Origin of the sequence: Pantoea sp. SORGH_AS_0659 (assembly GCF_031453915.1) — a bacterium.
Taxonomy (GTDB): domain Bacteria; phylum Pseudomonadota; class Gammaproteobacteria; order Enterobacterales; family Enterobacteriaceae; genus Pantoea; species Pantoea leporis.
Map to the genome: position 1 here is coordinate 1,295,444 of NZ_JAVJAK010000001.1, position 14,463 is coordinate 1,309,906.

Here is a 14,463-nt window from a genome sequence, read left to right on the forward strand (position 1 = left end):
TTCTCTTTATTGTGAGCTATGCAAAATGTGGAAATGGTTACACCAGTGGGCAAAGCCTGAGCGGCTTTACCAGCTATGCGGTCGCTTGATTCCGTGGTTCGCGGTGCTGGGTGTTGGCACGCTGTTACTCGGCTGGGTCTGGGGCTTCGGCTTTGCACCGGCGGATTATCAGCAGGGCAACAGCTTCCGGATTATGTACATTCACGTGCCTGCAGCGATGTGGTCAATGGGCGTGTACGCGTCAATGGCTATTGCGGCATTTATCGGCCTGGTGTGGCAGATGAAGATGGCCGATCTGGTCTCAGCGGCGATGGCACCGATTGGCGCGGTGTTCACCTTTATCGCGCTGATTACCGGTTCCGCCTGGGGTAAACCGATGTGGGGAACCTGGTGGATCTGGGATGCACGCCTGACATCTGAGCTGGTGCTGCTGTTCCTCTATATGGGCGTTATCGCGCTGTATCACTCCTTTGAAGACCGCCGCATCGCCGGGCGCGCCGCCGGCATTTTGATTCTGGTTGGCGTGGTTAATCTGCCGATCATTCACTTCTCGGTGCAATGGTGGAACACGCTGCATCAGGGCTCATCAGGCATTCTGCAGCAGGCTATCGATCCAAGCATGCGCACACCGCTGCGCTGGTCCATTCTCGGTTACCTGCTGGTGTTTGGTGCGCTGACCTTAATGCGCCTGCGCAATTTAATTCTATTCACCGAGCGTCATCGTCCGTGGGCGATTGATGTGGCGCAGGGAGGAAGCAAATCATGACGCCAGCCTTTGCATCGTGGAGCGATTTCTTCGCCATGGGCGGCTATGCCTTTTACGTCTGGCTCGCCGTTATCCTTACGTTGATCCCGTTATTCGGTCTGGTGCTGCACACCATACTGTTCCGCCGCCGTTTGCTGGCGGAAATTCGCCAGCGTCAGTCCAGGGAGCGCCGCATTCGCGCGGCTAAATCGAAAAAAGCTGCCAGTGGAGCAGCGGGAGAATCCGTGTGAATATCCGTCGTCGTAATCGCCTCTATGTGGCGATCGCGGTGTTGATCGGGCTTGGCCTGGCGACTGCGCTGGTGATGTACGCGCTGCGTTCCAACATCGACCTGTTTTATACCCCGAGTGAAATTATCAACGGCAAAGGTGAAGATCATCAGAAGCCTGAGCCGGGCCAGCGCTTGCGCATTGGCGGCATGGTGATGCCGGGCAGCGTAAAGCGCGATCCGAAAACGCTCGCCGTCTCTTTCAAACTGTATGACGCCAACGGCGTGGTCAGTGTGACCTATGAAGGCATTCTGCCGGACCTGTTCCGTGAAGGGCAAGGCGTGGTAGCGCAAGGCGTGCTGGAAGAGGGCAATCTGGTGAACGCCAAAGAAGTGCTGGCGAAACACGATGAAAAATATACGCCTCCCGAAATTGAAGATGCCATGAAGAAGAATCACACAGGACCTGCAGCAGCCTATCAGCAGTCGGGTGCGCAATCATGATGCCAGAAATTGGTAGCTTTCTGCTGTGTCTGGCGCTGGCTTTAGCGCTCCTGTTGAGCGTCTATCCGTTGTGGGGCGCTGCGCGGCAGGATGCGCGTTTGATGGCCATGGCGCGCCCGTTAACCTGGGGCATGTTTATCTGTGTCGCCGCCTCTTTTGTGGTGTTGGTGCACGCCTTTGTGGTGAATGACTTTACCGTTGGCTATGTCGCCACCAACTCCAACACCTTGCTGCCGGTCTATTATCGCATCGCGGCAACCTGGGGTGCGCACGAAGGTTCACTGCTGTTGTGGGTGCTGCTGCTCAGCACCTGGACGCTGGCGGTGGCGATCTTCAGTCGCGGGATGCCGCAGGATGCGCTAGCACGCGTGCTGGCGGTGATGGGCATGATTAATCTCGGCTTCCTGCTGTTTATCATTCTCACCTCGAATCCATTTACCCGCACCTTACCAAACTTCCCGATTGACGGGCGCGATCTCAACCCAATGCTGCAGGATATCGGGCTGATCTTCCATCCGCCGCTGCTGTACATGGGTTACGTCGGCTTCTCGGTGGCCTTTGCGTTTGCCATTGCCTCGCTGATGGCCGGACGTCTGGATACCGCATGGGCGCGCTGGTCACGTCCGTGGACCACCGCCGCGTGGGTCTTCCTGACCATCGGTATCGTGCTCGGTTCGGCGTGGGCTTATTACGAACTCGGCTGGGGCGGCTGGTGGTTCTGGGACCCGGTCGAAAACGCCTCTTTTATGCCGTGGCTGGCCGGAACAGCGCTGATGCACTCGCTGGCGGTGACGGAAAAGCGCGGCAGCTTCAAGTCGTGGACGGTGTTACTGGCGATCACCGCGTTCTCGTTAAGCCTGCTTGGCACTTTCCTCGTGCGCTCCGGCGTGCTGGTTTCCGTGCACTCGTTCGCCTCCGATCCGGCGCGCGGCATGTTTATTCTCGCCTTCCTGGTGATTGTGATTGGCAGCTCGCTGCTGCTGTACGCGCTGAAAGGTGGTCAGGTGCGCAGCCGCGTACAGAGCGAAGCCTGGTCACGCGAATCCTTCCTGCTGGGTAATAACGTGCTGCTGATCGCCGCGATGCTGGTGGTGTTACTCGGTACGCTGCTGCCCGCTGGTGCATAAACAGCTCGGTCTCGGCAGCATCTCGGTGGGCGAGCCGTTCTTCAACACCATGTTTACCTGGCTGATGGCACCGTTCGCGCTGATGCTCGGTATCGGTCCGCTGGTGCGCTGGCGTCGTGACCAACCACAGAAACTGTGGAAACGCCTTGGCGTGGGCCTGTTGGTGACGCTGATTCTGTCGATCGCCCTGCCGTGGCTGCTGCAGGATCGCATTGAGGCGATGACGGTTATCGGCCTGCTGATGTCGATCTGGGTGATCATGCTGACGTTGATGGAACTGCACGAGCGCGCCACCCATCGCCACTCTTTCTTCAAAGGTTTACGCCATCTATCGCGCAGCCATTGGGGCATGGTGCTGGGGCATTTAGGCGTGGCGGTGACCGTGGTCGGTATCGCCTTTAGCACCCAATACAGCGTTGAGCGTGATGTGCGCATGAAGGCGGGTGATACCGTTGATATCCACAATTATCACTTTACCTTCCACGGCGTGCGCAACCTGCAAGGGCCGAACTACAGCGGCGGCGTGGCGGTGATTGAAGTGACGCGCAACGGCAAGCTGGAGGCGGTGATGCAGGCGGAAAAACGCTTCTATGCAGCCGCGCGCACCATGATGACCGAAGCGGCGATCAGCGGCGGTTTCACCCGCGATCTGTATGCGGCGCTGGGCGAAGAGCTGGATGACGGTTCGTGGGCGGTGCGGATTTACTACAAACCGTTTGTGCGCTGGATCTGGTACGGCGGCGTGTTTATGGCGGTGGGCGGCTTGTTCTGCCTGTTCGATCCGCGCTATCGCTCACGCAAAAAAGAGCAGCGCGAGGAGCTGGCATGAACAAAAAAATCCTGTTTATCCCGTTAGTTCTATTTTTGCTGCTGGCTGCGGCGCTGCTGTGGCAGCTGTCGCGCAACGCCAACGGCGATGATCCAACGCGTCTCGAATCAGCGTTGATCGGCAAGCCGGTACCCGTATTCAAACTGGAAGCGCTGGATCAGCCGGGCAAAATCTACGATCAGCAGGTGCTGACCGACGGCAAACCGATTCTGCTCAACGTCTGGGCAACCTGGTGCCCAACCTGCCGCGCGGAGCATCAATACCTCAACACGCTGGCGGAAAAAGGCATTCGCGTGGTTGGCCTCAACTATAAAGACGATCGCACCAAAGCGGTGACCTGGCTGAATACGCTGGGCAATCCTTATGCGCTCAGCCTGTATGACGGCAACGGGATGCTCGGTCTCGATCTCGGCGTTTACGGCGCACCGGAAACCTTCCTGATCGACGGCAAAGGGATCATTCGTTATCGCCACGCAGGCGACATGAACGATCGCGTCTGGCTCGAAGAAGTGAAACCGCTGTGGGACAAATACAACAAGGAGGCGGGCGTATGAAACGGCTGCTTCTACTGTTAGCGGGCATTCTGCTCAGCACCAGCCTGTGGGCGGCGATTGATACTTATCAGTTCGATTCGGTGCAGCAGGAAGAACAATACCGCGATCTCACCGCATCGCTGCGTTGCCCGAAATGCCAGAACAACAGCATTGCCGATTCCAATGCGATGATCGCGTCGGATATGCGTCTCAAAGTCTACGAGTTGATGAAGCAGGGCGAAAGCCGCCAGCAGATCATTGATTACATGGTGGCGCGTTACGGTAATTTCGTGACGTATGAGCCGCCGGTAACGCCTTCCACGCTGATTTTGTGGGTGGGGCCAGCGCTGTTTGTGGTGCTGGGCGCGCTGATCATTATTCTGCGTAATCGTCGCGGCAAAGCGCGTAGCGAACTCGACGACAGTGAACAACAGCGCCTTGCGGCGTTACTCAAGCGTGACGGGAAGCCGTAATGACTGGATTCTGGATTACCCTGATTATTTTACTGCTGGCGGCTATCGCGCTGTTTCTGCGTGCTGGCTGGCGTCAGCGCGAGGCCAGCAGTGGCGATCGCGATCGTCTCAACACCGATTTCTATCAGCAACGCCTGCGCGAGCTGGAGCGTGATGAAGAAGAGGGCGTGGTGGCTGAGCGCCCGGAAATGGTGCGCGAACTGCAACAAACGCTGTTAACCGATGTGCCGCAGCAGGATGCCGCGACCATTCATCGCAGCAGTCGCTGGGTGTTGCTGCCGGGCGTGATTGTGCTGCTGGTGGTGTCGGTTGGCATGTATCTGAAAACCGGCGGTCTCACGCAACAAACCGCGTTCGTCAGCGTACAACAGGAGTATCCTGCGTTACGCGCGCGCGTGATGGATCCTAAAGCTCAGCCGCTAACCATGGAAGAGCTGGCGCGTCTGCAACTGGGTCTGCGCAGTTCGCTGCAGCACGACGCAACGAACCTCAACGATTGGGCGATGCTGGGCCGCTTAGGGATGGTGCTGAATAATGCTACCGATGCCAGCCAGGCATTTGAACATGCGCTACAGCTGGCGCCAGACAATATCGAACTGCAGCAGGATTATGCCGAAGTGCTGACGCGCTCCAGCGATCCGCAGGATAACCGTCAGGCCAACGTGTTGCTGAAAGCGCTGCTTAAACGCGATCACAGCGATGTGCGCACGCTGAGTCTGCTGGCGTTTAACGCCTTTGAACAGCAGCAGTACAACGAGGCGATTGGTGCATGGCAGGTGATGCTGAAACTGTTACCGGCAGGCGATCGTCGCATCACCATGATCGAGCGCAGCATTGAACAAGCGAAAACCGACGCGGGACAGCAAAATAGCAGCCTGGCATTGACGGTGAGTTTGACGCCGCCGGCAGAAAAAATGTTACCGCAAGGCGGAGTGTTGTATATTTCTGTGTCTGACGGTGTTTCACCGGTGCCTGTGGCTGTGAAGCGTTTACCGCTGAGCCACTTTCCGTTATCGCTCACGCTCGATGACAGCAATGCCATGATGCCCGATCGCCTGCTTTCGGCACAGCATCAGGTACAAGTCAGGGTGCGCATTTCGCGCGATGGCAGTGCCAATCCACAGTCTGGCGACTGGTTGGGTTTAAGCGCGGTCACACCCTGGGATGGTCATCAGCAACTGGCTGTGGAAATTAATCAACAGCAGCCCTGAAGCGATACCTTACTGATCCGCACAGGGAGAGAAGAATGAATAACCGCCTGACCGGTTTGGCGCTAGCCAGCTTACTGCTGGTGGGTTGTGCCAGCTCAAAACCGGCTGAAAATACGGAACCTGCGCAGCGCAGCGATCCGCTGGAAGGCTTTAACCGCACGATGTTTAACTTCAACTACAACGTGCTGGATCCGTATGTTCTGCGTCCGGTGGCAGTCGCCTGGCGCGATTACGTGCCGGTGCCGGCACGTAGCGGCATCAGTAATGTGTTATCCAACGTTGAAGAGCCCGCCAGCATGGTCAACGCCATTCTGGTGGGTGAACCGCGCCAGGCAGGCATCCACTTTACCCGCTTCTTCCTGAACACCGTGTTAGGGCTGGGTGGCTTTATCGACGTGGCGGGCAAAGCCAATCCGGCACTGGCGCGTGAAGTGCCGCATCGCTTTGGTAGCACGCTGGGACGTTATGGCGTCGGTTACGGCCCGTATGTTGAATTGCCGGCCTACGGTAGCTTCACCATCCGTGAAGATGGCGGTGACTTCGTTGATACGCTCTATCCGGTCTTAAGCTGGTTGAGCTGGCCGATCTCGGTAGGTAAATGGACGCTGGAAGGGATTGAAACCCGTGCGCAGTTGCTGGATTCGGACGCCATTTTGCGTCAGCAGCAAGATCCGTACGCCTTTATTCGTAATGCCTACTTCCAGCGACATGACTTTATTGCCAACGGCGGTAAGCTGAAGCCGGAAGATAATCCGAACGCCAGTGCGATTCAGGACGATCTGAAAGATATCGATTCTGAATAAAACAAAAAGGCGACTCAATGAGTCGCCTTTTTTTATCAAGCTACGTATCAGAACTTGTAGTTAAAGTTCGCGCCGTACAGCCAGGCTTTACCTTCAGAGTTAAAGGTATACGGGCCTTCTTTCACGGTGACTTTCTGACCGTGCATGTAAGAAATACCCAGGTCGACAGAAGCATCTTCATTGAAGGCGTAAGACGCACCGGCACTCAGCCACAGACGATCCTGATCCGGGATAGAGATAGAACGCTTATCGGCCGGAACCGGGCTGTCATCAAAGGCGATGCCGGTACGGAAGGTCCAGTTATCATCGTAGAAGTAAGTGGTACCCAACGCGATACGGTAGGCATCGTGGAAACTTTCATCCTTATAGAACAGCGTCTGGCCATTGCTGCCGGTGGCTTTCAACTCCTGGAATTGACTCCAGCTGGTATAAGTCAGGCTATAGTGAACCGCCCATTGCGGCGCCACTTTATGCCAGCCTGACACTTCCCACATCTCTGGCAGATTCAAAGTCAGAGAACCCGGAATTGTGGTGCCGCTGGTGCCGTAAGGCAGGCCTAAAGCCAGGGCCTGCGGTGTACCGTTAAAGGCGGTGGGGATGTTGCTCTTGTAGTCACCGTCAAAGTCGACTTTTACTTCTGAGCGGTAGGTAAAGCCAAAGCGGTTATTTTTATCCACTTCGTACAGGATGCCGGCGTTCCAGCCGTAACCCCATTCATCACCTTTTAAATGCGCAATCTGGGTATCGGCTGGCAATCCTGCCACGGCACCTGCTTCACCGGCATAACGCTCAATTTTCGCTTTTGCGTAGACCGCATCAAAGCCGATACCGAAGCTGAAATTCTCATTCAGTCGATAAGCGGTGCTGATATTAAAATTACCGGTCATCAGGTCGGTTTTGCCGCCATAACCACCTGCGGTATAGCCGTCATTAAATTCGGTTGCTAAACCATAGTTTGAGGTCGCAGATGCACCAATCCACCACTGATCGTTAATTGGGTGCACATAGTGAAGATTAGGGATCCACTGATTTGGGGCGATATTTTTGGCATCGAGGCTGCGACCTGTCGGGCTCTGACCGCTAATATCCACTTCGGGATCAATATAAACCGCGCCGATAGAGAAAGAAGGGCGATCCATTAATGCCATGGTTGCCGGGTTACGGCTGGCAGAGGCGGCGGTATCACCCATCGCACCTTCGCCGGAATATGCACGACCTAAACCAATTGCTGAGAATTCATTCAGTTGAAAGCCCGCGGCGTAAACATGAGAACAGACGAGCGTTACTGCAGCTGCCACAGCTGACTTTGCAAACAGGTTTTTATGGTTCATGACCACAACCTCATCTAGATTTATTATTTAACGTTGTTACGTCGCGTAACAAAGAGCGGCGAATTGTAGGGACTGATGGCAAAACCACATATCAGACCAGTGCGACGAGTATAGGTCCGACCTGTGTATTTGTTGCAATATTGTTTTTTAAATATTTCTGATTTGATCGATAAAATCAGATCTGCTTAACAAAATCTTAGCGGTTCGACTTAAACATAACGTTCAATTTTGCTGTGGATCAATTTTTAGTGTGATATTCGTCACTTAGCGGCTTGATCGTGGATGTGAAAACGCAGCAGGCGTACACTTTGCGGCAGAAAATAATCCGATTATGTTGAAAATATCGTCAGGAGAGAATCATGACTGATGCCATTAAAAAGTGTAATGCCAACGAAACGGCGGCCTGCTGCTGTGTCGATGTGGGAACCGTGATGGATAACACCGATTGCACCGCAAGCTGGTCTGGCGTATTTGCCGACCGTCATGCGGCGGAAGCGATGCTGGCGCATTTGACTGAGCGCGCGCGTCAGGTGGAATCCGATCCTTGCGATATTCGCGCGGATTTTGCCAATGAAGGCGACGCGGTGCGCCTGTCTATCGACTTCACCTTTGCCTGCCAGGCCGAAACCCTGATTTTCCAGCTCGGCCTACGCTAATCATGCCGCTGCCGAAACCCCTTCGGCAGCCTTAACTCATTTTCGTGTATTCCCTCGCACTTTTTTCCTCTGCTTATTGGCTACTTAGCAACACTTAGTTAACACTGATGATCAGGTCAGACCTGTTTGGCAATGATGCCCCGGTCGAAAAATACAGGTGATTGCAATGAGCAAAGCGCAGCCGCTGCTGACGCGTCAGGGCGAACGTATCGCCATAACCCACGGATTACGCACCCCTTTTGCCCGCCAGGCTACAGATTTCCACGGCATTCCCGCGCTGGAGCTGGGGCGCATGGTGATCAGCGAACTGATGGCGCGCAGCGAATTACCGGTCGAGTTTATCGATCAACTGGTGTTTGGCCAGGTGGTGCAGATGCCGGAAGCTCCCAACATTGCGCGTGAAATTGTTCTGAGCAGCGGATTAGGCGTGCATACCGATGCCTATAGCGTTAGCCGCGCCTGCGCCACCAGTTTTCAGGCGGTGGCAAACGTGGCGGAAAGTTTAATGGCGGGCACCATCGATGCCGGCATTGCCGGTGGCGCGGATTCATCCTCGGTGCTGCCGATTGGCGTCAGTAAAACTCTGGCTCGTGCGCTGGTGGATCTCAACAAAGCGCGCAGCTTTAGTCAAAAACTCAGCATCCTGCGTCGTTTGCGTCCGCGCGATCTGTTGCCGGTGCCACCGGCGGTAACGGAGTATTCCACCGGATTACGCATGGGTGATACCGCCGAGCAGATGGCGAAAAGTCACGGCATCACGCGTGAACAGCAGGACGCGTTAGCGCTGCGTTCGCACCAGCATGCGGCGCGCGCCTGGCAATCGGGCGTGTTAAGCCAGGAAGTGATGCCCGCATTTGTGCCGCCGTGGAAAGCGCCCATCGAGCAGGACAACAATATTCGCTTCAACGCCAGCGCCGCCGATTACGCCAAACTGCGCCCGGCGTTTGATCGTCGCCACGGTTCGGTGACCGCCGCCAACAGCACGCCGCTGACCGATGGTGCCGCAGCGGTGATCCTGATGCGTGAAGGGCGCGCGCGCGAACTCGGCATTCAGCCGCTCGGCTATCTGCGCAGCTATGCTTTTACGGCGATTGATGTCTGGCAGGATATGCTGCTTGGACCGGCCTACGCCTCGCCGCTGGCGCTGGAGCGCGCCGGCATCACGCTCAACGATCTGACGCTGATTGATATGCACGAAGCCTTTGCCGCACAAACCTTAGCCAACCTGAAAATGTTCCGTGACGAACGCTTTGCGCGCGAGGTGCTGAATCGTCCGCATGCGTTAGGTGAAGTCAATGAAGAGCGCTTTAACGTGCTTGGCGGATCGATTGCTTATGGTCATCCGTTTGCCGCCACTGGCGCACGCATGATCACGCAAACGCTGCAGGAACTGCGGCGGCGCGGTGGCGGATTGGGATTGGTCACCGCCTGCGCGGCGGGCGGCCTGGGCACGGCAATGGTTTTGGAGGCCGAATAATGAGTGAATCCGCCTTTCATTTACACATGCGCCTCGACCACGTCGGTGTGATCACCATCGATGTGCCGGGCGAGAAGATGAACACGCTGAAGGCCGAGTTTGTGCCGCAGATCAAAGCGGTGCTGGACGAAGCGCGCAGCCATCAGCAGTTGGCTGGATTAGTGTTGATCTCCGGCAAGCCAGACAACTTTGTTGCTGGTGCGGATATCAGCATGATCGCCAACTGCAAAACGGCGCAGGAAGCTGAGGCGCTGGCAAAGCAGGGACAAGATGTGATGGCGATGATTGCCGCGCTGCCGTTTCCAGTGGTGGCGGCGATTCACGGTGCCTGCCTCGGCGGCGGTCTGGAACTGGCGCTGGCCTGCGATGCGCGCATCTGTTCGCTGGATGACAAAACGCGCCTCGGTTTGCCGGAAGTACAGCTCGGTCTGCTGCCGGGTTCAGGCGGTACACAACGTTTGCCGCGCCTGATTGGCGCGCAGCAGGCGCTGCCGCTGATCCTTACCGGCAAACAGCTGCGCGCTAAACAGGCGCTCAAGCTGGGGATTGTCGATGACGCGGTGCCGCAATCAATTCTGCTGGAAACGGCGCTTGCGCGCGTACATAAAGGAAAAGGCGCGCGCCGGGAGCTTTCGCGCCGCGATCGTTTGCTGCAGGGACCGATCGCGCGTCAGGTGCTGTTCTCGCTGGCGCAGCGGCAGACTCACAGCAAAACCCAGGGCAACTATCCTGCGGCTGACCGTATTCTCGACGTGGTGCGCATCGGTCTGGAGCAGGGCAGCAGCGCCGGGCATGAAGCGGAAGCACGCGCCTTTGGCCAATTGGCGATGACGCCAGAATCGGCCGCGCTGCGCAGTTTGTTCTTCGCCTCAACGGCCTTAAAGAAAGAGTCGATGGCCAGTGTCGAGCCGCAAGTGCTGAAGCAGATTGGCGTGCTCGGCGGCGGTTTGATGGGCGGCGGCATCGCCAGCGTTACGGCGCTGAAAGCCGGTTTGCCGGTGCGCATTAAAGACATCAATCTGGTCGGCGTGAATCATGCGCTGCAATACAGCTGGGATCTGCTGAGCAACAAGGTGAAGCGGCGTCAGCTAAAAGCCGCCGAACGCCAGCAGCAGATGGCGCGCATCAGCGGTGGCACCGATTACCAAGGGTTCAGCCAGCGCGATCTGGTGATTGAAGCGGTATTTGAGGATCTGGCGCTCAAGCAGCAGATGGTCAGCGAAATCGAAAGCCATTGCCAGCCGCACACCATTTTCGCCTCCAATACTTCGTCGCTGCCAATTGCTGATATCGCAGCCAAAGCCCAGCGGCCTGAAAACGTAATCGGTCTGCATTTCTTCAGTCCTGTGGACAAAATGCCGCTGGTGGAGGTAATTCCTCACGCCAATACCTCGGCGCAAACGCTGGCGAACACGGTGCAGCTGGCGCGTCAGCAGGGCAAAACGGCGGTGGTGGTGGCGGATCGTCCCGGCTTTTACGTTAACCGCATTCTCGCGCCCTATATAAATGAAGCGATGCACTGCTTGCAGGAAGGTGAGCCGATTGAGCATATCGATCGCGCTCTAGTGAAGTTTGGTTTCCCGGTTGGGCCGCTGCAGCTGCTGGATGAAGTGGGCATTGATGTTGGCAGCAAAATCAGCCCGATTCTTGAGCAGGCTTACGGTTTACGTTTCAGCGCCCCCAACGCCGCGAACGCCATTCTGGCCGACGGCAGAAAAGGGCGCAAAAATCACAAAGGGTTTTACCTCTATCAACGTTCGCGCTGGCCGGGAAAACGCAAAGTCGATGCTTCCCTTTATTCACTGCTGAATATTAAACCGCAGGCGAGGCAGAGCGAAGCGCAGATCGCAGATCGCTGCGTATTGATGATGCTGAACGAAGCGGCACGCTGTCTGGATGAAGCGGTGATCCGCAACGCGCGTGATGGCGATATTGCGGCGGTATTTGGCATCGGTTTTCCGCCGTTCCTTGGCGGTCCGTTCCGCTATATGGATCAGCGCGGCATTGGCGATATCGTCAAAGCATTAAGGTCATTAATGCAGCAACATGGCGAGCGTTTTGCGCCGAGTGAGGCGCTGATCGCAATGTCAGAACAGCAAACGAATTTTTACACTTCTGCACAATCGTGAATAGGCGCACAGATTCAGCGGGTTAGTCAGCGGGCAGTGCAGCGGTAAGCGCGGCACCATTCTGAGATATGCTTATTTAATAAACAACCGGTTGACTATACTGAAGCCATTGGGGTAAAACACACCGTTCATTCGCAGAATGAAGCGTCTGGTGCTGTGGTACCGGCCGATATCGACAAACAACAGCGGTGCTTTATGCAAGTTTTTATCATGCGTCATGGCGATGCAGCTCTGGAAGCAGCGAGTGATTCCGTTCGACCTCTCACACTCTGTGGCTGTGATGAATCGAGAGCGATGGCGAGCTGGCTCAACGGCAAAACACCAGAAATTGATCGGGTATTAGTCAGTCCTTACCTGCGTGCCGAGCAAACGCTCGCCACGGTGCGCGAAACCCTGAAATTGCCAGAAGGGCAGGATATTTTGCCGGAACTGACGCCGGGCGGCGATCCGGGCATGGTGGCCTGCTATCTGCAGGCGCTGGCACAAAAAGGGGTTAAATCGGCGCTGGTGATTTCGCATCTGCCGCTGGTGGGTTATCTGGTGTCTGAACTCTGCCCGCAGGAAGCGCCGCCGATGTTCGCGACCTCGGCAATAGCCTGCGTAAACTTTGATGCAGAGGCCTGCGAAGGCAAGCTGGAGTGGCAGGTCAGCCCGTCAAAATTGGCTAAAGCGATTTAATTCCCTAAAGTTATACATTTCTCTGTGGGCCGCAAACGCGGCCCTATCCTTTTGTAGCGCGGCACGTCACGGCAATTCAGGCGGCTGCCACTCCTCTACCTCTATCAGCACCAGCAGTGCGGCATCGCCGCCAAACATTTTCGGTGCCTGATGAAACGCCATCACATGCGGATGTTGTGCCAGCCACAGCGGTGTTTGCTGCTTGAGGATGTGTTTGCCGTGCCCGGTCATCACGCTGGCGCAGAACAGATGTTCGCGGCGACAGGCGGCAATCAACGCGCCGAGCTCCTGCTTGGCCTGCATCTGTGTTAAGCCATGCAGATCGAGAAAAATTTCCGGCGTGTAATCGCCACGACGCAATTTCTTCTGCTCGTAATGGCTGACATCCGCCCGCACATAGCGCACCGGACCTTCGCTCGACAGCAACGGCTGAAACTCGTCTGAAAAATAATGGCTGTTATCGACCTGTTCTGAAAGCAGGCGTTTAAGCGGTACTTCGCGCGTTTTCACTACCGGTTTATGCACGATAGTGTCCTGTTTCAGCTTGCGGGTTCCACTCATTAACTGGCGGAACATCTCCTGATCGTCCTGGCTTAGCGGCGTTTTCTTACTCATGGCTCTGTGATTGGGTCAGAAAAGGCTGGTTAAACAGCCGGTGGCATACCTTAACCGTTACTGTTAACAAATGTCAGCTTTTTCGCCTCGCTGCGCTGAATTCTGCCCGGCTTCGTGGCACACTATCGGCCGATTGATTTTATGGCCTGCGGAGGGCTACGTGGACAAGATATTCGTCGATGAGGCAGTGAATGAACTGCACACCATTCAGGACATGCTGCGCTGGGCTGTCAGCCGTTTTTCGGCGGCAGGCATTTGGTACGGCCACGGCACGGATAATCCCTGGGACGAAGCAGTCCAACTGGTTCTGCCAACGCTGTGGCTGCCGCTGGATATTCCAGAAGATATGCGCAATGCGCGCCTGACTGCCAGCGAGCGTCATCGCATTGTTGAGCGCGTGATTCGCCGCGTCAACGAGCGCATTCCGGTGGCGTATCTCACCAACAAAGCTTGGTTCTGCGGCCACGAATTTTACGTTGATGAGCGCGTATTAGTGCCGCGTTCACCGATTGGTGAACTGATTGAGAACCGCTTTGCCGGTTTGATCAGCGATTCGCCTCATCACATTCTGGATATGTGTACCGGCAGCGGCTGCATCGCCATTGCCTGCGCTTACGCCTTCCCGGAAGCGGAAGTGGATGCAGTCGATATCTCCACCGATGCACTGGCTGTCGCCGAGCAGAACATTGAAGAGCACGGCCTGCTGAACCACGTCACGCCAATCCGCGCCGATCTGTTCCGCAACTTGCCGCAGGTGAAATACGATCTGATCGTCACCAATCCGCCGTACGTGGATGCGGAAGATATGGACGATCTGCCGAACGAATATCGCCACGAGCCGGAACTCGGTCTGGCGGCGGGCAGCGACGGCCTGAAACTGGTGCGTCGCATTCTGGCCTGTGCGCCGGATTACCTCACCGAACAAGGCGTGCTGATTTGCGAAGTGGGTAACAGCATGGTGCACATGATCGATCAGTATCCAGACGTGCCGTTTACCTGGCTGGAGTTTGATAACGGCGGTGACGGCGTGTTTATGCTGACGCGCGAGCAAATCGTGGCGGCACAGCATCACTTCTCATTTTACAAAGACTAAATAAGAGGGCGAGCGCTCGCCCGCAACATC

14 protein-coding genes and 1 pseudogene are annotated in these 14,463 nt (G+C 56.1%); 13 read left to right on the top strand and 2 right to left on the bottom strand.

Translation table 11 applies throughout. The features are described from left to right. Positions 1-25 precede the first annotated feature (25 nt). The 8 genes and pseudogenes from Q3H59_RS06150 (at position 26) to mlaA (ending at position 6,454) form a co-directional block, all read left to right on the top strand. Positions 26-766 carry a heme ABC transporter permease gene (locus Q3H59_RS06150; RefSeq protein ID WP_309833815.1) on the top strand — a complete coding sequence of 247 codons (741 nt, stop codon included), beginning with the start codon at positions 26-28 and terminating at the stop codon, positions 764-766. Further along, entirely contained in the window at positions 763-996 is a 234-nt protein-coding gene (ccmD, locus tag Q3H59_RS06155) for a heme exporter protein CcmD (RefSeq protein ID WP_137386222.1), read from the top strand. The genes Q3H59_RS06150 and ccmD overlap by 4 nt, the downstream gene beginning before the upstream one ends. Further along, a complete protein-coding gene (gene ccmE, locus Q3H59_RS06160; protein WP_008101293.1) occupies positions 993-1,478 on the top strand; it encodes a cytochrome c maturation protein CcmE in 486 nt (161 codons plus the stop codon). Before ccmD ends, ccmE begins: the two co-directional genes overlap by 4 nt. Next, a pseudogene (locus Q3H59_RS06165) lies at positions 1,475-3,434 on the top strand (heme lyase CcmF/NrfE family subunit). Before ccmE ends, Q3H59_RS06165 begins: the two are co-directional and overlap by 4 nt. Beyond that, positions 3,431-3,988, top strand: coding sequence for a DsbE family thiol:disulfide interchange protein (locus Q3H59_RS06170; RefSeq protein ID WP_101763614.1), 558 nt, complete (start codon positions 3,431-3,433; stop codon positions 3,986-3,988). Before Q3H59_RS06165 ends, Q3H59_RS06170 begins: the two are co-directional and overlap by 4 nt. Beyond that, complete coding sequence (locus Q3H59_RS06175; protein ID WP_101763615.1) at positions 3,985-4,440, top strand: cytochrome c-type biogenesis protein; 456 nt, start codon at positions 3,985-3,987, stop codon at positions 4,438-4,440. The genes Q3H59_RS06170 and Q3H59_RS06175 overlap by 4 nt, the downstream gene beginning before the upstream one ends. Then, the gene (ccmI, locus tag Q3H59_RS06180) at positions 4,440-5,651 is read left to right on the top strand and encodes a c-type cytochrome biogenesis protein CcmI (protein WP_280171911.1); all 1,212 of its coding nucleotides are present in this window, start codon (positions 4,440-4,442) and stop codon (positions 5,649-5,651) included. Before Q3H59_RS06175 ends, ccmI begins: the two co-directional genes overlap by 1 nt. A gap of 35 nt (positions 5,652-5,686) precedes the next feature. Further along, positions 5,687-6,454, top strand: coding sequence for a phospholipid-binding lipoprotein MlaA (mlaA, locus tag Q3H59_RS06185; RefSeq protein WP_101763617.1), 768 nt, complete (start codon positions 5,687-5,689; stop codon positions 6,452-6,454). Positions 6,455-6,501: 47 nt separating this feature from the next. Here mlaA and fadL read toward each other — a convergent pair whose 3' ends face one another. Beyond that, positions 6,502-7,785, bottom strand: a complete 1,284-nt coding sequence (gene fadL / locus Q3H59_RS06190; RefSeq protein ID WP_101763618.1) for a long-chain fatty acid transporter FadL — start codon at positions 7,783-7,785, stop codon at positions 6,502-6,504. Positions 7,786-8,144: 359 nt separating this feature from the next. On the opposite strand from fadL, the gene Q3H59_RS06195 reads away from it, so the two are divergent. The 4 genes from Q3H59_RS06195 (at position 8,145) to sixA (ending at position 12,725) form a co-directional block, all read left to right on the top strand. Next, positions 8,145-8,441 carry a YfcZ/YiiS family protein gene (locus Q3H59_RS06195; RefSeq protein WP_101763619.1) on the top strand — a complete coding sequence of 99 codons (297 nt, stop codon included), beginning with the start codon at positions 8,145-8,147 and terminating at the stop codon, positions 8,439-8,441. A 166-nt stretch (positions 8,442-8,607) separates the two neighbouring features. Further along, entirely contained in the window at positions 8,608-9,918 is a 1,311-nt protein-coding gene (fadI, locus tag Q3H59_RS06200) for an acetyl-CoA C-acyltransferase FadI (RefSeq protein WP_309833820.1), read from the top strand. Next, the gene (gene fadJ, locus Q3H59_RS06205) at positions 9,918-12,047 is read left to right on the top strand and encodes a fatty acid oxidation complex subunit alpha FadJ (protein ID WP_309833822.1); all 2,130 of its coding nucleotides are present in this window, start codon (positions 9,918-9,920) and stop codon (positions 12,045-12,047) included. The genes fadI and fadJ overlap by 1 nt, the downstream gene beginning before the upstream one ends. 195 nt (positions 12,048-12,242) lie before the next feature. Continuing rightward, positions 12,243-12,725, top strand: a complete 483-nt coding sequence (gene sixA, locus Q3H59_RS06210; RefSeq protein ID WP_309833824.1) for a phosphohistidine phosphatase SixA — start codon at positions 12,243-12,245, stop codon at positions 12,723-12,725. Positions 12,726-12,791: 66 nt separating this feature from the next. Here the strand turns inward: sixA and smrB are convergent, their stop codons facing one another. After that, positions 12,792-13,340, bottom strand: a complete 549-nt coding sequence (gene smrB / locus Q3H59_RS06215; RefSeq protein WP_101763622.1) for an endonuclease SmrB — start codon at positions 13,338-13,340, stop codon at positions 12,792-12,794. A gap of 160 nt (positions 13,341-13,500) precedes the next feature. On the opposite strand from smrB, the gene prmB reads away from it, so the two are divergent. Beyond that, the gene (prmB, locus tag Q3H59_RS06220; RefSeq protein WP_137386216.1) at positions 13,501-14,433 is read left to right on the top strand and encodes a 50S ribosomal protein L3 N(5)-glutamine methyltransferase; all 933 of its coding nucleotides are present in this window, start codon (positions 13,501-13,503) and stop codon (positions 14,431-14,433) included. The last annotated feature ends 30 nt before the right edge of the window (positions 14,434-14,463 follow it).

What these genes read in the sequence shown, in the direction of transcription:
- Q3H59_RS06175 (WP_101763615.1), top strand. Translation starts at nt 3,985, where the DNA reads ATGAAACGGCTGCTTCTACTGTTAGCGGGCATTCTGCTCAGCACCAGC.
- fadJ (WP_309833822.1), top strand. Translation starts at nt 9,918, where the DNA reads ATGAGTGAATCCGCCTTTCATTTACACATGCGCCTCGACCACGTCGGT.
- Q3H59_RS06170 (WP_101763614.1), top strand. Translation starts at nt 3,431, where the DNA reads ATGAACAAAAAAATCCTGTTTATCCCGTTAGTTCTATTTTTGCTGCTG.
- fadL (WP_101763618.1), bottom strand. Translation starts at nt 7,785, where the DNA reads ATGAACCATAAAAACCTGTTTGCAAAGTCAGCTGTGGCAGCTGCAGTA.
- sixA (WP_309833824.1), top strand. Translation starts at nt 12,243, where the DNA reads ATGCAAGTTTTTATCATGCGTCATGGCGATGCAGCTCTGGAAGCAGCG.
- fadI (WP_309833820.1), top strand. Translation starts at nt 8,608, where the DNA reads ATGAGCAAAGCGCAGCCGCTGCTGACGCGTCAGGGCGAACGTATCGCC.
- ccmD (WP_137386222.1), top strand. Translation starts at nt 763, where the DNA reads ATGACGCCAGCCTTTGCATCGTGGAGCGATTTCTTCGCCATGGGCGGC.
- ccmI (WP_280171911.1), top strand. Translation starts at nt 4,440, where the DNA reads ATGACTGGATTCTGGATTACCCTGATTATTTTACTGCTGGCGGCTATC.
- Q3H59_RS06150 (WP_309833815.1), top strand. Translation starts at nt 26, where the DNA reads ATGTGGAAATGGTTACACCAGTGGGCAAAGCCTGAGCGGCTTTACCAG.
- smrB (WP_101763622.1), bottom strand. Translation starts at nt 13,340, where the DNA reads ATGAGTAAGAAAACGCCGCTAAGCCAGGACGATCAGGAGATGTTCCGC.
- mlaA (WP_101763617.1), top strand. Translation starts at nt 5,687, where the DNA reads ATGAATAACCGCCTGACCGGTTTGGCGCTAGCCAGCTTACTGCTGGTG.
- Q3H59_RS06195 (WP_101763619.1), top strand. Translation starts at nt 8,145, where the DNA reads ATGACTGATGCCATTAAAAAGTGTAATGCCAACGAAACGGCGGCCTGC.